Source organism: Aminithiophilus ramosus, from assembly GCF_018069705.1.
Classification (GTDB): domain Bacteria; phylum Synergistota; class Synergistia; order Synergistales; family Aminithiophilaceae; genus Aminithiophilus; species Aminithiophilus ramosus.
The window spans coordinates 982985-999793 of sequence record NZ_CP072943.1; the positions used below are offsets into that span (position 1 = coordinate 982985).

Sequence of the window (16809 nt, forward strand, 5' to 3'; positions counted from 1 at the left end):
TCCCCCTGCCGCCCTTGAACGTTCGGGCCATCGGACCTTCACGACCTTTCCTCGGCCTCGGGGCCGTGACTGTGAAGCGCCATGCGGATTTCGACGACGCGCTCCCTCTGCCCCTCTTCGCGGACCTTCCACTGCACGGACCGTCCCGAGGAACGAGCCCTTTCGACGAGGTCGGCCAGAGCCTTCAGGAAACCGTCGTCGTCGACAGGTGGAGAGACCTCGGGAGAGGGTCTTCGTTTCCGGGACTTGGAGAGGGGCTCCGTCCTCCTCTCTTCCTTCGGTTCCTCCCTGGGCGTCTCGGCCTCGGCGGGCGCCGTCTCCTCGGCGACGAGGCCCTCCAGCTCGCGGACGCGCAGCCCCTCGTCGACGGCCCTGCGGGCCAGGTCGATCTGACGCTCCGCCGGCAAGGGAAGAAGGGCCCGGGCCTGGCGCTCCGAAAGCCGTCCCGAGACGATCAGATCGAGGACGGGCTCGGGAAGACGAAGGAGGCGGAGCTTGTTGGCGATGGCCCCCTGCGAGCGGCCCAGCCTGCGGGCCAGTTCGATCTGGCTCCAGCCCGTCCGCTCCATGATGCCGCTGTAGGAGCGCGCCTCTTCGGCCGCCGAGAGGTCTCGGCGCTGAAGGTTCTCGACGAGGGCCAGGACCTGCTGCGTCGCCTCGTCGGCCTCGGTGACGACGGCGGGAATGGTCTTCCATCCCGCCCTTTCGCAGGCCCGAAGGCGGCGCTCTCCGGCGATGAGCTCGAAGGCGCCGGAGCCGAGGCGGCGGACGACGACGGGCTGAATGAGGCCGAAGGAACGGATCGACTGGGCCAGCTCCTCCAGTTCCTCTTCGTCGAAATGCTGTCGGGGCTGGAAGGGGTTGGGCCGGAGGGCCTCGATAGGCACTTCGACGAAGCGGGCCGCCTCGGCGTCGGCCTCGCCCGAGACGGTTTTGGGAACCTCCTTCCGCGCCGGCGGCGAGGCGTTGAGGAAACGGGCCACATCCCATTCGTAACGGCTACCCAAGGGGCTCCCTTCCTTCCCTGTCGATCAGCGGCGGCTGTAGATCTGGTCGGCGTTGACGAAGCGGGCGAATTCGCGCAGAAAGACGAGGTGGACCGTCCCCGTCGGGCCGTTGCGGTGCTTGGCGACGATGATCTCGGCGGCGTTGTCCGTCTCCTCGGCCGTCGTGGCGTTGTAGTAGCCGCCGCGGTAGAGGAGGATGACGAGGTCGGCGTCCTGCTCGATGGCACCGCTGTCGCGGAGGTCGGAGAGCATGGGGCGCTTGTCGTTGCGCGACTCGACGGCCCGCGAGAGCTGGGAGAGGGCGACGACGGGAACTTCCAGTTCGCGGGCGACGGCCTTGAGGGCCCGCGAGATTTCGGCCACCTCCTGCTGTTTGCTCTCGACGCGTTTGGCCATGGACATGAGCTGGAGGTAGTCGACGACGACGAGCCCAAGCTCGGGATAGAGAGCCTTGAAGCGGCGGCAGCGGGCCCGAAGCTCCAGCGTGGAGAGGACGGAGCTGTCGTCGATGTAGAGGGGGGCCTGGGCGAGGACACCGGCGGCCTCGGCCAGGGACTCCCAAGCCGTCTCGTGAAAGGAGCCCGTCCGCAGGTCGTGGATGTTGATGCGGGCCTCGGCGCCCAAAAGGCGCTGGACGAGCTGTTCGGCCCCCATTTCGAGGCTGAAGACGAGGACGGGGACCTTCTTGCGGACGGCCGCGTACTGGGCGATGTTGAGGGCGAGGGCCGTCTTGCCCATGGAGGGACGGGCGGCGACGATGTTGAGGCTTCCCGGCTGGAGGCCGCCCGTGAGACGATCGAAGTCGGCGAAGCCCGTCGAGACGCCTGTGACGGCCTCGCCGGCCTGGAACTGGATCTCGATCTGGCGAAAGGTGGGGCCCAGGACCTCGCCGACGTGGCGGAAGAGGTTCTTCCCCCCCCGCTGGGAGATCTCGAAGACGGCCCGCTCGGCCTCGTCGAGGATCTCGTCGACGTCGCGGTCCTCGGCGTAGCCGAGACGGACGATGTCGCTGCCCACCTGGATGAGGCGGCGATGGACGCTCTTGTCCCTGACGATGGCCACATGATACTCCACGTTGGCCACGGTCGTCACCGAATCGACGAGCTCGGCCAGGAAGGGCTGTCCCCCCAGCTCGTCGAGAATCCCCTTGCGGCTCGCCTCTTCCATGAAGGTCAGGGGATCGACGGGACGATCCTTCTGAGCCAGATCGACCATGATATCGAAGGCCCGCCTGTGACGGAGGTCGTAGAAATCTTCGGTCTGGAGGGTTTCGGTCACGAAAAGGAGACCGTCCTTATCCAGGAGCGAGGCTCCCAGGACGGCCCTTTCGGCTTCCAGATTGTGGGGCGGGACTCTGAGAGGTTCGGCCAAGCTAGTCGGCCTCCACCTTGAGGGTCATTTCGACCTCGATGGAGGGGGCGAGGCGGATCCTGAAGGGGAAGATCCCGACCTGGCGAACCGCCTCCTCGAGACGGATCTCCTTCTTGTCGATCCGAGTCTGAAGCTGGTCGACGAGAGCCGAAGCCATCTGGGCCGTCGTGACGCTTCCGAAGAGCTTGCCTCCCTCTCCGGCGCTGACTTTCACGACAATCTGTCGACCTTGAAGATGTTTTTTCGTCTCCTCGGCCTGGAGGCGTCCCTTCTCCTGGCGGGCCTCCTTGGCGCCCTGGAGCTCCTTCCAGAGCTTCAGCCTGCCCGGCGTGGCCTCTTCGGCCAAGCCTCGAGGAAAGAGGTAGTTGCGGCCGTAACCGTCGCTGACCTCGATGAGTTCTCCTTTTTTGCCCAGCTTGCTCACATCCTGCAACAGAATCACTTTCATCGCACCGGTCACCTCCTGAGACGATTCCTCAAATCGTACCAGATGTCGACGACACCGAGCACGAGAACGATCTGAGAGAGAAAGGGAACGAAGGCCAGAAGGAAGACGACGGCGTAGCGCAGAGGGGCGACCATCTTCCTTGAGACCAGATAAAACCATACCACAGAGAGTCCCTGGAAGAAAAAGAGCATAGAGACGAGGAGGCGCAGGTTGAGGCCCGCCTCGACGGCGAACTCCCCCAGGGAGGGGCCGAGAAGCTGAAGGCCCATGGAGGCCAGGAGAGCCCAGAAGACGCTTTTGGGAAAACGCCACTGGCTGAAGGCAGGCAACGGAGGAAGGCTGAAGCCTCCCAGCCGCCGGACGATGGCGCCGCTGATGACGTAGCTCAGGAAACAGTCCATGGCCGACGCCATGACGAGAAGGGTCGGGAAGATGCGGGGAAGCAGGGCCACCATGGACCGGAACTGCTCCCTCATCGCCTCGAGGGATTGTGTCGGAAGGCCGACCGTTCCGTAGAGCCGGACGACGCCGTCGAGAGACTCCTCGAGGGCGGCGCCGTCGAGGCTGAAGGGATTCATTCCCGTCATCTTGATGAGGATGGCCATGAGGGCCAGCTTGCTGGCCAGGGAGATGACGAGGCCATAGAGGATGACTTCGGAGCCGCTCTTGCACCGCCGGGCCAGGTAGCCCAGGCCGATGCCGAGGATGCCGAAGCCGAGGAGGAAAAAGAGGGAGGTCACGACGCCGAGAAGGGCCGCCGTGAGGAGCGTCGCCGTAAAGGTCCCCAGAAGGGCCCGTTTCAGGTCGTGACGGAGACCCAGCACGACAAGAGGGGCCGGGCAGACGAGGGATACCAGAAGTCCCACGACGGGGAGATAGTGGCTGGCCGCGAAAAGGACGACGGCCAGGGAGACGAGCAGAGAGGCTTCGACAAGGGCCCGCGTCGGTGACATGACTTTCCTCCTTCGGGACCGTTCCATCTGAAGGGGATCGGGCGCCTTCGAGGGCCCGGGAAGAACAAGAGAGCCGAAAGCCCCGAAGGGCCTCCGGCTGCTCCGATGAGAAGGGCGGACCTGCGTCCTCCGAAGGCCGAAGGAAGAATCCCCTCGGCCCTCGAAGGACCCGGGACGAACCTCTCCCCAACCCCTCAGTCGGTGCTGAAGGGCAGCAGGGCCATGATGCGGGCCCGCTTGATGGCCGTCGTCAGCTGGCGCTGGTGTTTGGCACAGTTGCCCGTGACGCGCCGGGGAAGAATCTTGCCCCGCTCGGAGAGGTACTTGCGGAGACGGTCGAGATCCTTATAGTCCGCATGGGCGACCTTGTCCACGCAGAAGAAACAGACCTTGGGGCGGCGCTTGCCGCGCCTCTTGTTGAATGCCACGTTCTTTTCCCTCCTACCCTTGCACGACCCACGAGGCCTCCCTCAGAAGGGAATGTCGGCCTCCTCCTCGCCCGAATCTCCGCCTTCGTACTCGGAGATGTCGAGGGGGAAATCGTCTGCGCCCGACTTGGGAAGGGGCTTCTGGAAGCCCCCGTCGCGGAAGCTCCCCACGTCGGCTCCGCTCCGCGTCGCCCCGCGATCGCCGCCCTCGCCGTAGCTCGAGCCCGAAGCGCCCTCGTCACGGCGCCCGCCCAGGAAGGTGACTCCCTGGGCCTGGACTTCGGTGACGTAACGCTTCTCGCCCTGAGGCGTCTCGTAGGAGCGGGTGTTGATGCTCCCCTCGATCAGCACGGGACGTCCCTTGCTCAGGTAGCGCTCGCAGTGTTCGGCCTGGATGCCCCAGACGACGACGGGGATGAAGTCGGTGTGCTCCTGGAGCTCTCCGTTACTCCCCTTCCAGCTTCGTCCCACGGCCACGGTGAAGCGCGCGTAGGCTTTGTTGGCCGCCGTGTAACGGATCTCGGGGTCACGCGTCAGATTGCCCATGAGGACGACCTTGTTGAAACCTCGTGCCAATGAACCCACCTCCCGCCTATTTCTCGTCGAGCCTGACGACGATGTGACGGATCACGTCGTCGCGAAGCTTGAGCAGGCGATCAAGCTCCTGAACCTGAGTGGGATCCATGTCGAGAGTGTAGAGAGTGTAGAATCCGTCTACGATTTTGTCGATGGGGTAGGCCAGACGCCGTTTCCCCCAAATGTCGACCTTGGCGATCTCTCCGCCAAGACCCCGCACGACCTCGCCCAGAACTTCAACAGTAGCCTTGTGATCTTCGATCTCGGGCTTGAGCAGTACCATCAGCTCGTAGGGTCGCACGATTTTCACCTCCTCCCTGTGGACTAAGGTCTCTCCTCTTCGGGAGAGACAGGGACACACGCTTGAGAATTATACCCGCAGCCGCTCAGGGGAGCAAGGGCTCGTCGGCCGAAACGACCTGGAGACGATAGATCTTCTCGCCGGGCTTGACGAGGTTGAACTGTTCCCGGGCCAGCCGGGCCAATCCCTCCTGCGTCCCGTAAAAGGAGACCTTCTCCTCCATGTCCTGATTGGTCCGCGACAGACGGACCAGCTCGGCGACCTTTCTGTCCACGGCTCCGCCGAGGCGTGCCGTCCGCCGGAACTCCGTCACGTAGGCCGCGAAGGTCACGGTGAGGAAGACGACGGCGAAGGTCCAGAGAAGAACCCAGCGGAGGCGGGGCATCTCACATGTTCTGGGGAGCCTGGATTCCCAGAAGGGCCAGGGCGTTGGCCAAGACGACGCGCGTCGCGTCGAGAAGGGCCAGCCGGGCCAGGCAGAGGGAAGGCTCGGCGTCGAGGACGCGATGGGCGTTGTAGAAGCTGTGGAAAAGAGAGGCCAGATCGTAGAGGAAGAAGGTGACGCGGTGAGGGGCCAGCTCCTCGGCGGCCTTGGCCAGTTCATCGGGGAAGGCCGCCAGCTTGCGGATCAGGGCCTGCTCCTCCGGCGCCCCGAGGATGGACAGGTCGACGAAGGCATCGGGAAGGACGATTCCCCTGCCCAGGGCCTCACGGAAGACGCTGTGGATCCGGGCGTGGGCGTACTGGACGTAGAAGACGGGATTGTCGTTGGAAGCCTCCTTGGCCAGGGCCAGGTCGAAGTCGAGGTGACTGTCGCAGCTGCGCATGACGAAGAAGTAGCGCGAGGCGTCGACGCCCACCTCGTCGATGACGTCGCGAAGGGTGATGAACTGTCCCGATCGCGTCGACATGGAGACCTGCTCTCCTCCGCGGAGGAGGTTGACGAACTGAATGAGGAGGATCCGCAGGTCTTCGGCCTTCCGGCCCAGGGACTGAACGGCGGCCGTCATGCGGGGAACGTAGCCGTGATGGTCGGCCCCCCAGACGTCGATGACGAGATCGAAGCCCCGGTCGTATTTGTTCTTGTGATAGGCGATGTCGGACATGAAATAGGTGGCGACGCCGTTGCTCCGGAAGAGGACCCGGTCCTTGGCGTCGCCGTAGCGCGTGGCACGGAACCAGGTGGCCCCGTCCTGTTCGTAGGCCTGGTCGCGCTCTTTAAGGAAGGCCTCGGCCGCCTTGACGGCTCCCGTGTCGTAAAGGCTCTTTTCGGAGAACCAGACGTCGTGGTGGACGCCGAAATCGGCCAGGTCGCGTCGGATCATGGCCAGGATGGCGTCGGAGGCGTAGACCTGGAAGAGGGGGAGGCTCACCTCGACGGGCTCGTCGAGGTGAACGGGGCCGTCGCGCTCGATGAGCTCCCGGGCCAGATCGTAAATGTAGTCGCCCTTGTAGCCGTCTTCGATCATGGGAGCCCCTTCGGGCCTGCCGAGAAGCTCGAAGTAGCGGCTCTGGACCGATTTGCCAAGGAGAGTCATCTGGAGGCCGGCGTCGTTGATGTAGTACTCCCGCTCCACCTCCCATCCTGCGGCGGCCAGGATGTTGGCCGTCACGTCGCCGACGACGGCTCCTCTGCCGTGGCCGACGTGAAGGGGACCGGTGGGGTTGGCCGACACAAATTCGACCTGGACCTTGCGCCCCTTGCCGGAAAGGCCGTGACCATAGGCCTCCCCCTGCCGGCGGACCTCGGCGATGACCTCCGAGGCCCAAAGAGGAGAGAGGAAGAAGTTGATGAAGCCCGGGCCGGCCACTTCGGCCTTCTCCAGATAGCCGCCCTCCAGATCGAGCCGATCGACGACGGCCTGGGCAATCTCGCGGGGGTTGGTTCCCATGGCCTTGGCCACCTGCATGGCCACGTTGCAGGCCCAATCGCCCTGTCCCTCCCTGCGGGGGCGTTCGAGCATGATGGGCAAGACATCGGGGAGATTCCGTCCCCTCTCGGCGGCCACCTTTCGCAGCGCCCGCTCCGTCAGGGAGCGCACCGTCTCTTCAATGTTGATCAATCGTCACACCTCCAGAAATAAGGGGAAACACCTTCCTACCGTTTGCGGACGGGGAGCGTGAGGGCGCTCCACTGATCGCCCCTCTGGATCAGGGCGGCCAAAGTGGCCGCTCCGCCGTCATCGAGGACGCTCGTCGTCACGACGAGGCGGGAACTCCCCTCGATGCTGCCCGCCCTCTTCTTCTCCCTGAAGGTCTCCGTCAATCGGACGGGCCCCGTCTCCACGTTGCGTCGCGTCGGAAAATCCAGAGGGCGGTAGCCCTGGGGCAGGGTAATCTCGAAGGCCTGCTCGAAGACGAAGGGGAACTGAAGGGAGAGGGGCCCCAGACCCCGTCGGAGATCGGAGAAGGCCCGAGGATCGACGCCGGGAACCTGCAAGAGCAGCGACGCGTTGCCGGGAATCCCCAGCCCTCCCCGGACAGGGTAGGTCACGCGCAGGCCCGCCTTGCGCCGGGCCACTTCGGGCTGGCCCAGAGACAGAGGGCTTCCCCTGAAGGAGAGCCCCTCGATGCCGTGGGGGGAGACGGCCCCGACGAGGGAGAACCAACCGCCGAAGACATCGACGACGAGATCGCCGGAGGCGAATCCCTTCTCGTCGACGGCGAGGCGCCAGGTCAGGATGAGGCGGTTTTCCAGGGCATCTCCGCCGGGAACGGAGACGGAGACGACATTGCCCCGATCGAGACGATAAAGGGTCTTCCCCCTGATCTCCGAGGGCGTCTCGCCCAGGGGGACGGCCTGTCCCGGGAGATAATAGGCCTGGGAGAGGCCCGGAGCGGAAAGGGAGAGGACGGGCCTCAGCCAGAGGGTGCGCGTCGCCGGAACGGCATCGTCCAGTTCCGTCAGAGGCTGCCAGAAAAGATCGCACTTCCAGCCAGCAGCCGCGAGCCAGCGGGAGAGGAGAAGCGTCCGCTCCCACTCCGTCCAGGGTCCCTCGGCCGGGAGAAGCTCCTGCGGCCGGACCCAGCTTGCGGGGAGATCCCGCCGAAGGCGCGCCTCTCCATCGACGTAGCCCAACAGGGCCTCGCCACGGCGGATGACGTTCGTCGACGACGTCGCCAGAGCCGGGGGCAGGGCGAGGTCCAGCCCTGCGGACAGCGATCCCAGCTCCTCGAGGGAGCTGCGGGGGCCACGCCTCAGGCTGAAGGCCAGGGACGGACGTCCGTCGGCGACGAGGCCGCCGCCCTTCCAGGCCGGGCGATTGACGAGACGCCAGGCATAGCGGTCGCGTCCCTTTTCCGTCGTCTTCGACGGCGATAGTCCCTCCGAGGAGGTCCAGACGAAGCCCGCCGCCTCGGGGACGTCGACGGTGATTTCCCCCTCCCAGAGGGGAAGGTCCACGTTGGTCCAGAGACGGTCGTCGACGTTGTACCGCCGGGGCAGGATCTCGCGGAATTCCAGGGCCAGAACCAGGTCGGCCGTCTCCGGAGGCAGGCGGAGCTCGACGAAGGAGAGGCCCGCCTCTTCCTTCGTCACGGGCAGGAGAGGCAGGACGAGACGGGAGGTGACGGGATCGTAGAGGCCGGCCTCGAAAACATCGATCTGGCCTCCGGGCGCGATGGGAAGGATCCAGTGACGCCACGCCGAGGGAAGGCCGAAGGGACCGGCCAGGACGAGCCATCTCTGGCTGCGGGTGAGGCTTCCGTCGGCGGCCAGAGAATAGGCGAGATCACGCTTCCAGACCATTCCCTCGGCCTCGGGAAAGGAGACGAGAGGAGGCGCCTCCGAGACGATGCGGCCCATCTCGGCGGAGACGTCCCAATCGGCGGAGGCGAGGCCCGAGGCCAGCGCCGCCAGGCAGAGGGAAAGAGCGACGACACGCACAATCTTCATGGGCATATCTCCTCCGGGCTCTCTCGTTCGACGACTCTCATTCGTTCCTGCCGCAACAGTGCTTGTATTTCCGGCCACTGCCACAGGGACAGGGGGCGTTGCGTCCCACCTTGGGACCTCTGCGGACGGGCTCCCGCGCCTCTGTATGGCCTGCCCGATCGGCGGCCTCCTGATCGGCCGTACGAAGGGGAACGGAGAGGGCTCGCCCCTCGTGGAGCCCCTCCGGCGAACGTCGCCGTGTCTCTTCGCGGACGACGGAGACGCGGAGGGCGAGGTCGGCCACGGAGTAGCGGACGCGGTCGAGCATCTCCTGGAAGAGGTTGTACGATTCGAACTGATACTCCACCAGCGGATCTTTCTGACCGATGGCGCGGAGGCCGATGCCCCGGCGAAGCTCGTCCATGGCCAGAAGATGTTCCTTCCAATGGCTGTCAAGGACGTTGAGGGTGATGAAGCGGAAGAGCTGCTCCGCCGTCTCCTTCCCCAGCTCCTCCACCTTAGCCTCGAAGCGCCGCCGGAGCTCCTCCGTCATGGCCTCTCGGGCGGCGGGGAGAAGGTCGCGGCTGATAACGCCCTCGAGATGACGATCCAGGCCGGGCCCGAAAAGCCCCTTGATCCGAAGCCTGGCCGAGGCCGGATCGGCGTCGGACTCCTCGGGAAAGGCCCTGTCGAGGATGGACGAGAGGACGCCGACGACGATCTGGCGCGTGTGGTCGACGATTTCTCCGTCGAAGAGGATGGTGCGGCGCTCTCCGTAGACGGCCTCGCGCTGCTGATTCATGACGTTGTCGTACATGAGGAGCTGACGGCGGATGTCGAAGTGCATCTCTTCGACTTTTTTCTGGGCCGATTCGATGGAGCGCGTCAGCAGGGGGTGCTCGATGGCCTCGCCCTCCTCCATGCCCAGCTTCCCCATGAGGCCCTGGATTCGGTCGGAGCCGAAAAGGCGGAGCAGGTCATCCTCGAGGGAAAGGTAGAAGCGGCTGCCGCCGGGATCGCCCTGGCGACCGCCCCGTCCGCGGAGCTGGTTGTCGATGCGGCGCGCCTCGTGACGCTCGGTGCCGATGATCTGGAGCCCCCCCACCTCGAGGACCTTTCGCCTATCCTCCTCGCAGAGGCGGCCCATCTCCTCCCTGAGGGGTTCGAAGACCCCTGCGTCGCCGACGTCGAGCCCGCGACGTCCGGCCTCCTCGCGGGCCCGGAAATCGGCGTTGCCGCCCAGGACGATATCCGTCCCCCGGCCGGCCATGTTGGTGGCCACCGTGACGGCACCGTAGGCTCCGGCCTGCGCCACGATGGCCGCCTCCCGTTCGTGCTGCTTGGCGTTGAGCACTTCGTGGGGAACCTTGCGTGCCTTGAGAAGACGGCTCATCCGCTCCGAACTCTCGATGGAGGTCGTGCCGACGAGAACGGGACAGCCTTTTTCGTGGAGCTCGGCCACCTCGTCGGCGGCGGCGGCGAACTTCTCCGTCCTGGTCCTGTAGATCACGTCGGAGTGGTCGACGCGGACGCAGGGCCTGTTGGTGGGGACGATGACGACGTCGAGACCGTAGATCTCCTTGAACTCCTCGGCCTCGGTGGCGGCCGTGCCCGTCATGCCCGCCAGCTTGCGGTACATGCGGAAGTAGTTCTGGAGCGTGATGGTGGCCAGGGTCTGATTTTCTCTCCCGATGCGGACGCGCTCCTTGGCCTCGATGGCCTGATGGAGGCCATCGGAGAAGCGCCTCCCGAACATGAGCCGTCCCGTGAACTCGTCGACGATGACGATCTCGCCGTCCTTGTCGACGTAGTGGACGTCGCGCTGAAAAAGGTTGTGGGCCTTCAGGGCCTGAAGGATCTTGTGGGCCAACTGGGAATGGGCCATGTCGGAGAAGAGGTCGTCGAGGTGGAGCATCTCCTGGCAGCGGGCCATCCCCTCCTCGGTGAGAGCCACGTTGCGCTCCTTCTCGTCGACTTCGAAATCGTCGCCCTTTCTCAGCCTGCGGGCCACCTGATCGGCCGTCCGGTAGGGCTCCGTCGAGTCCTCCGAGGGGCCGGAGATGATGAGAGGCGTCCGGGCCTCGTCGATGAGGATCGAGTCCACCTCGTCGACGATGCAGAAATTGGGCTCCCTCTGGACGAGCTGGCTGGGATGGATCGTCATGTTGTCGCGGAGGTAGTCGAAGCCGAACTCGCTGTTGGTTCCGTAGGTGATGTCGCAGCGATAGGCCGCCGTCCGTTCCTCGGGGGGCATGAAGGCATAGATGACGCCCACGGAGAGGCCGAAGAAACGGTAGAGGGGCCCCATCCACTGGGCGTCGCGTCGGGCCAGGTAGTCGTTGACGGTGACGAGATGGACCCCTTTGCCGGAGAGGGCGTTGAGGGCCACGGCCAGAGTCGCCACGAGGGTCTTGCCCTCGCCGGTGCGCATCTCGGCGATCTTCCCCTCGTGGAGGGCCATGGCCCCCATGAGCTGCACGTCGAAATGACGCATGGCCATGACGCGCCGCGAGGCCTCGCGGACGGCGGCGAAGACCTCGGGCAGAAGGTCGTCCAGGCTCTCTCCCGCCTCGTGGCGGGATCGGAAGGCGCCGCCGAGGGCGGCCAGTTCGTCGTCGGGAAGGGGCTCCATCGTCGCCTCGAGGGCGTTGACGCGTTCGACAAGCCCGCTGTACCGTTTCAGGACCCGATCGTTGGGATCGAGCCCCAGAGCTTTCTTCAGGGATTGGAACATAGAGGTCACCTCATGACTATCGGCCGGTCAGCCGTGATTTCTCGAGTCGATTCGATCCATTATAGGCTTCCCGCGCCGGGAGCGTCAAAAACTATCGCCCTCCGCCCGATTTTTCCTCTTAGCCTCCCGCCGGAGGGCCTTCCGCCCGAGGAGAAAGATCGCCTCCGCCACTTGCGCCGTACGGCCAGCCCTCTACAATGGACCCGTCGCCACCCCCGAGAGAGGAGCCTTTCCATGAGAGCGCTGCCCCGCGAATTCCACGTCGCCTTCGCCGTCAACATGACGGCCTACGTCTCCATCGCCCTCTTTTTCCTCTACCCCCTCGTCCTGACCCTCAGGGGCTGGTCGGCTCCGACGGTGGGCCTCGTCTGGATCACCTTCGAGGTGGCCCTTCTGGCGGGGCGCCCCTGGAACCGCTCCTTCCTGGCCCGAAGGGGCACAAGGGCGGGAATGGCCCTCGGGGCCTTTCTCATGGCAGGTGCCATCGCCCTGCTCGTCGCGCTGCCTCCCCTCCCGCTCATGCTCCTCGGCAGGGCCCTACAGGGACTGGGGTGGGGGCTTTTTTCCGTGGCCAATCCTCTCCATCTGGCCCGCATCCTCCCGGAAAACCTCCGCGGCCGGGGCTTCGGCCTTTCGGGACTCTCCCCCCTCATCCCCCAGATCCTTCTCATCCCTCCCGCCGAAGGCCTCGTTCTCGAGGGGTTCCCCCGGATCCCTCTCGCCGTCGGCCTCGCCTGCTGCCTCCTGGCCCTCGGCCTCACAGGCCTTCTCAGGGAAAAGGGGCTCGAGGCCCGGGAAGGGCGTTCCTTCCTGAAGGCCCTCGCTCCGGCCTGGAACCGGCCCGATCTGAGGACAATTCTCCTTTCGGGGACCCTTTTCGCCCTGGGAGCGGCGCCGATCATGCCTTTCATCGCCAACGCCGCCCGAGAATGGACGACGACGGGATCGGCCTTCCTCTTCTCGAGCGGACTGGCCGCCTTGGCCGTCCGCTTTCTCCTGGGCCATCTCGTCGACAGCAGGGGGGCGAAACTGCTCCTTCCGGCCTTCAGCACCCTGGCTCTGGGTGCCCTCGTCGCGACCTGGGGCGCCTCCACGGCGGCCTTCATCGTCGGCGGGACCCTCCACGGCGTCGGAATGGGCCTCACCTTCCCCCTTCTCTACGCCCTTCTCTCGGCTCGGACGCCGCAGGAGGAGTACACGGAAATCTTCACCCTTTTCGGCACGGCCGTCGACCTCTCCTGGGCCGTGGCTCCCCTCTGCGTCTCCGCCCTCGCGGGACGTTTCGGCTACGGCTTCGTTCTGCGCGGCGTCGGCATCGGCCTCGTCGTCGCCGTGGCCGCCATGGAGATCACGCTCTGGCGAAACCTCCGGGAAAGACCTCGCGCCGTTTGACAGCAGTTCCATTTGCAGGATACAGTTAAAGAGTCACAGGAGGATCACCTCCGCCTCGTTCCCTGCCCCTCTTCCAGTGCAGAGTATCGGGAGCCCGACGGTTCCGGATCCGACGAGAAATCTCTTCACGAGAGAGGATGTGTCCGTTCATGAATCACCGTCGTCTCCGTCTCGCCCTCTTTGCCCTCGTCCTTTTCACCTCCGTCGCCGTAGCTGCCGGTTCCTTCGCCGCCGTGGGGCAGAGGGCCCCCCTCGACTCGGAATACCTCCGATACAGCCAGGAGCGGTCCGGCTCATCGCCGCAGACGGCCCTTCCCGACACAAGGCCTTTGGGGTACCGCCCCTCCCCTCTCGATCTCTCCCACGTCACCGCCCCGGAGATCGACCTCGCCTCGGCGGCGGACCTTCCCGCCTCCTACGATCTGCGCGTCGAGGGCGCCGTCACCGACATCCGCGACCAGAACCCCTACGGCACCTGCTGGGCCTTCGGCGCCATGGCCTCCCTCGAATCGACCTTCAGGAAGGCCGGAGAGGGCACCTTCGACCTCTCCGAGTGGCACCTGGCCTATTTCGCCTACGTCGACGAGAGCGCCGCAAGACCGGCCTTCACTCAAAGCGACCCCGGCTTCGGCAGCGACCCCATCTTCGACCAGGGAGGCAATCCCTGGATCTCGACAGCCCTCCTCTCCCGCTGGACGGGAGCGGTCCACGAGAGCGACAGACCCTACAACGGCGAACTCCCCTCGGCGTCGGACCCCGCGGCCAAGCATCTGGAGCAGGTCCATTTTCTCTCGATGAGCGGCGCCTTCTCCGGCGCCGACAGGGTCAAGGCATCCCTCATGGCGCAGGGAGCCGTCCATATCCGCATCGTCTGGCCCTTCGACGAGACCGATGTCTACAACCCGACGACGCACGCCTTCCACAACGCCGCCGCCACCGGAGGCGGTCACGTCGTGGCCATCATCGGCTGGGACGACGCCTATCCCGCCGCCAACTTCGTCGTCCGTCCCGGCAGCGACGGCGCCTGGCTCGTCAAGAACAGCTGGGGAACGGGCTGGGGCGACGAGGGCTACTTCTGGCTCTCCTACGCCGATCCCACCATCAGTCAGTCCGTCGTCTTCACCGGCGCCGACGCCTCCAACTACAGCCGGATCTACCAGTACGACCCCCTGGGCTGGGTCTCCGCCTACGGTTTCGGCAGCGACACGGCCTGGTTCGCCAACGTCTTCAAGGCAGGGGAGGCCTTCTCGGCGACGGAGGCGGAGGGGATCAAGGCCGTCTCCTTCTACGCGAGCCAGAGCGGCTCTTCCTATCGGATCGACATCTACCGGGGCGTCACGGCAGGCAACCCCGTCCACGGCACCCTCGTCTCCTCTTCCGACGGCAACCTCGCGACGGCGGGCTACCACACCGTGGCCCTTCCCGACGTGGCTCTCGTGCCGGGCGAGCTCTTTTCCGTCGTCGTCCGCCTCACCACGCCGGGCTACACCTTCCCCATCCCCGTCGAATATCCCGAGGAGGGGTACAGCGACAAGGCCTCGGCGAACGCCGGCGAGAGTTTCGTCAGTTCCGACGGCACGACCTGGACGGACATGACGTCGGAGATGACCGGCGCCAACGTCTGCCTCAAGGTCTTCACGTCCCCCACGGCGGAGAGGCCCGATCCGACGTCCGGTGGCGGCGGCGGCTGTTCCCTCGGCCTCCAGGGTTTTTCAGCCCTGCTCCTGGCCCTGCCGGCCCTGCTCCTGAAACGGCGCTGAGGACCCTGTACAGAAGAGAGGGGAGGCTTCCGGTCGGGAGCCTCCCCTCTTCGTTTTTCCCTTCCCCTCCGTCGCTGAGGCGAACGTCGGTCATGCCTCCATCATGAGCAGGGCGAAGACCTTGGCCTCGGCGACGAGGTGGTCGATGACGGCATATTCGTCGGGCATGTGGGCGCATTCGGCCTCCTGGGCCCAGACGACGGCGGGGATTCCGGCCTGGCGGAAGTAGGCCGCGCAGGTCCCCCCGCCGACGCCGCCCACGACGGCCCTGAAGCCGTAGACCTGTTCCAGGGCCTGGACAAGGGCCTCGACAACGGGCGCTCCCGTCGAGGTGGGCTCGGCGGCGTCGCCGCGCTCCAGGAGCGTCAGCTCGATCGTCGCGCCGCTTCTTTTCTCGTGATCACCCATGACGGAGCGAACGACGGCAAGGACGTCGTCGAGAGGGACGGAGGGGACGACGCGGCAGTCGAAGCAGAGAACCTCTTCGCCCGGGACGGTGTTGACGTTGGCCACGTTGGCCAGGCGCTTCGTCGGTTCGAAAGTGGAGAAGGGGGGGACGAACAGGTCGTCGAGAGCCGGGAAGGCCCGATGCAGGGCCTCGTCCAGTTCGGCGGCGAAGGCGTTGGCCACGCGGCAGGCGTTGAGTCCCAGGTCGGGTCGGCTGGCGTGGGTCTGACGCCCCCTGACGCGGAACTGAAGCCAAAGGATCCCCTTTTCGGCGATCTCGACGAAATCGCCCTTCTCGTTGCCTCCGTCGGGGACGACGACGAGGTCTTCGGGCCGGAAGAGTCCCTCTTCCAGCAGATGGCAGATGCCCTTGGCGCTCCCCCTCTCCTCGTCGGCGACGAAACAGAGGAGCAGATCCCGTCGGGGTCGAAGACCCATTTTCTTCAAAGCCAGGGCCGCGTAGAGGGAGGCCACCAGCTCCTGGCCGTTGTCGTTGCTCCCCCTGCCGTAGAGGCGGCCGTCTCGGACGACGGCCCGAAAGGGATCTGCCGTCCAGAGGTCGCGGTTCCCCTCGGGGACGACGTCGACGTGGGAGACGAGGACCAATCGACCGGCCTCGCTCTCCTCGCCCGGAACGGAGAGGACGAGATTGGGGCGCACGTCGGGGGCCTTGTCGTCCGGAGCGTCGTAGCGTCGGGTTTCCCCCAGGTCGAGGGAGGCGATGTGACGCTCCAGCCAGGCCGCCTTCTCGCCCTCCCCCGCCCCTCCGTCGAGGGGCGAGACGGCGGGAATCTCGACGAGACGGCTCAGCGTCTCGACCATGGCGGGGCGGAGAGCCTCGACGGCGGCGAAAAGGGACGTGCGCTCTCTTTCGTTCATGAAGGGGTTCCTCCTGACGTCTTCCCCGATCCGGCCAGCATATCCTTGCACTTGAGCAGATAATCCATGCCGGACCAGACGGTGAGGATCATGGCCACCCACATGGCCACCGTCCCGCCGGGGAGGTTGAAGATGAGAAGACCGATGGCGACGATCTGACTGACCGTCTTGGCCTTGCCTCCCTTTGATGCGGCGATGACGATGCCTTCGGCGGCGGCGACCATGCGGAGGCCCGTGACGATGAACTCGCGGGCGACGATGACGACGACCATCCAGGCGCTGAGACGATGGAGCTCGACGAGGGCGATCAGGGCCGCCGTGACGAGGATCTTGTCGGCCAGGGGATCGATGAACTTGCCCAGATTGGTGACGATCCCCTTCTTGCGGGCAATGTAGCCGTCGGCCGTATCGGTCAGGGCGGCGAGGAGAAAGACGAGACCGGCCAGGACATCGCCGACGGGCTGGCCGAAGACGTTGCCGAACTGGCCCCGGAGGGTGAGAAAGAGCATCACCAGTGGAGCCAGGAAGACCCGGGAAAGACTGAGCATATTGGGGAGATTCCATGCCGACATGACAGCCACCGCCTCCTCGGAATAAAGCGCCAAGGGCGCCTGCCCTTCATTATACACAAAAGCTCTC

Annotated in this window: 15 protein-coding genes; 2 read left to right on the top strand and 13 right to left on the bottom strand. The window is 65.6% G+C overall.

Annotation, left to right across the window (positions count from 1 at the left end; genetic code table 11):
* Positions 1-38: 38 nt before the first annotated feature.
* The 11 genes from KAR29_RS04405 to secA form a co-directional block, all read right to left on the bottom strand.
* Positions 39-1007: a ParB/RepB/Spo0J family partition protein gene (locus KAR29_RS04405; RefSeq protein WP_274374417.1), complete on the bottom strand. Its 969-nt coding sequence runs from the start codon at positions 1005-1007 to the stop codon at positions 39-41.
* Positions 1008-1031: 24 nt separating this feature from the next.
* A complete protein-coding gene (gene dnaB, locus KAR29_RS04410) occupies positions 1032-2378 on the bottom strand; it encodes a replicative DNA helicase (protein ID WP_274374418.1) in 1347 nt (448 codons plus the stop codon).
* Position 2379: 1 nt separating this feature from the next.
* Positions 2380-2826, bottom strand: coding sequence for a 50S ribosomal protein L9 (rplI, locus tag KAR29_RS04415; protein WP_274374419.1), 447 nt, complete (start codon positions 2824-2826; stop codon positions 2380-2382).
* A gap of 8 nt (positions 2827-2834) precedes the next feature.
* Positions 2835-3779: a YybS family protein gene (locus tag KAR29_RS04420; protein WP_274374420.1), complete on the bottom strand. Its 945-nt coding sequence runs from the start codon at positions 3777-3779 to the stop codon at positions 2835-2837.
* A gap of 194 nt (positions 3780-3973) precedes the next feature.
* Positions 3974-4207, bottom strand: a complete 234-nt coding sequence (rpsR, locus tag KAR29_RS04425) for a 30S ribosomal protein S18 (RefSeq protein WP_274374421.1) — start codon at positions 4205-4207, stop codon at positions 3974-3976.
* Positions 4208-4249: 42 nt separating this feature from the next.
* Positions 4250-4783: a single-stranded DNA-binding protein gene (locus tag KAR29_RS04430; RefSeq protein WP_274374422.1), complete on the bottom strand. Its 534-nt coding sequence runs from the start codon at positions 4781-4783 to the stop codon at positions 4250-4252.
* A gap of 16 nt (positions 4784-4799) precedes the next feature.
* Positions 4800-5084 carry a 30S ribosomal protein S6 gene (gene rpsF / locus KAR29_RS04435; protein ID WP_274374423.1) on the bottom strand — a complete coding sequence of 95 codons (285 nt, stop codon included), beginning with the start codon at positions 5082-5084 and terminating at the stop codon, positions 4800-4802.
* A gap of 85 nt (positions 5085-5169) precedes the next feature.
* Positions 5170-5469: an FtsB family cell division protein gene (locus KAR29_RS04440; protein WP_274374424.1), complete on the bottom strand. Its 300-nt coding sequence runs from the start codon at positions 5467-5469 to the stop codon at positions 5170-5172.
* 1 nt (position 5470) lies between these two features.
* Positions 5471-7147 carry an arginine--tRNA ligase gene (gene argS / locus KAR29_RS04445; RefSeq protein WP_274374425.1) on the bottom strand — a complete coding sequence of 559 codons (1677 nt, stop codon included), beginning with the start codon at positions 7145-7147 and terminating at the stop codon, positions 5471-5473.
* A 35-nt stretch (positions 7148-7182) separates the two neighbouring features.
* Positions 7183-8979: a hypothetical protein gene (locus KAR29_RS04450; protein ID WP_274374426.1), complete on the bottom strand. Its 1797-nt coding sequence runs from the start codon at positions 8977-8979 to the stop codon at positions 7183-7185.
* Positions 8980-9016: 37 nt separating this feature from the next.
* Entirely contained in the window at positions 9017-11692 is a 2676-nt protein-coding gene (secA, locus tag KAR29_RS04455; protein WP_274374427.1) for a preprotein translocase subunit SecA, read from the bottom strand.
* Positions 11693-11926: 234 nt separating this feature from the next.
* On the opposite strand from secA, the gene KAR29_RS04460 reads away from it, so the two are divergent.
* Both KAR29_RS04460 and KAR29_RS04465 read left to right on the top strand, forming a co-directional pair.
* Positions 11927-13084 carry an MFS transporter gene (locus KAR29_RS04460; protein WP_274374428.1) on the top strand — a complete coding sequence of 386 codons (1158 nt, stop codon included), beginning with the start codon at positions 11927-11929 and terminating at the stop codon, positions 13082-13084.
* A gap of 149 nt (positions 13085-13233) precedes the next feature.
* Complete coding sequence (locus KAR29_RS04465) at positions 13234-14844, top strand: lectin like domain-containing protein (protein ID WP_274374429.1); 1611 nt, start codon at positions 13234-13236, stop codon at positions 14842-14844.
* A gap of 90 nt (positions 14845-14934) precedes the next feature.
* Here KAR29_RS04465 and KAR29_RS04470 read toward each other — a convergent pair whose 3' ends face one another.
* Positions 14935-16170 carry a M20 family metallo-hydrolase gene (locus KAR29_RS04470; protein WP_274374430.1) on the bottom strand — a complete coding sequence of 412 codons (1236 nt, stop codon included), beginning with the start codon at positions 16168-16170 and terminating at the stop codon, positions 14935-14937.
* The gene (gene pgsA / locus KAR29_RS04475) at positions 16167-16742 is read right to left on the bottom strand and encodes a CDP-diacylglycerol--glycerol-3-phosphate 3-phosphatidyltransferase (RefSeq protein ID WP_274374431.1); all 576 of its coding nucleotides are present in this window, start codon (positions 16740-16742) and stop codon (positions 16167-16169) included. The genes KAR29_RS04470 and pgsA overlap by 4 nt, the downstream gene beginning before the upstream one ends.
* Between the last annotated feature and the right edge of the window lie 67 nt (positions 16743-16809).

Excerpts from the sequence above, each read along its gene's own strand:
- rplI (WP_274374419.1), bottom strand. The coding sequence starts at position 2,826 with ATGAAAGTGATTCTGTTGCAGGATGTGAGCAAGCTGGGCAAAAAAGGA.
- KAR29_RS04420 (WP_274374420.1), bottom strand. The coding sequence starts at position 3,779 with ATGTCACCGACGCGGGCCCTTGTCGAAGCCTCTCTGCTCGTCTCCCTG.
- KAR29_RS04440 (WP_274374424.1), bottom strand. The coding sequence starts at position 5,469 with ATGCCCCGCCTCCGCTGGGTTCTTCTCTGGACCTTCGCCGTCGTCTTC.
- KAR29_RS04450 (WP_274374426.1), bottom strand. The coding sequence starts at position 8,979 with ATGAAGATTGTGCGTGTCGTCGCTCTTTCCCTCTGCCTGGCGGCGCTG.
- secA (WP_274374427.1), bottom strand. The coding sequence starts at position 11,692 with ATGTTCCAATCCCTGAAGAAAGCTCTGGGGCTCGATCCCAACGATCGG.
- KAR29_RS04460 (WP_274374428.1), top strand. The coding sequence starts at position 11,927 with ATGAGAGCGCTGCCCCGCGAATTCCACGTCGCCTTCGCCGTCAACATG.
- KAR29_RS04465 (WP_274374429.1), top strand. The coding sequence starts at position 13,234 with ATGAATCACCGTCGTCTCCGTCTCGCCCTCTTTGCCCTCGTCCTTTTC.
- KAR29_RS04470 (WP_274374430.1), bottom strand. The coding sequence starts at position 16,170 with ATGAACGAAAGAGAGCGCACGTCCCTTTTCGCCGCCGTCGAGGCTCTC.
- pgsA (WP_274374431.1), bottom strand. The coding sequence starts at position 16,742 with ATGTCGGCATGGAATCTCCCCAATATGCTCAGTCTTTCCCGGGTCTTC.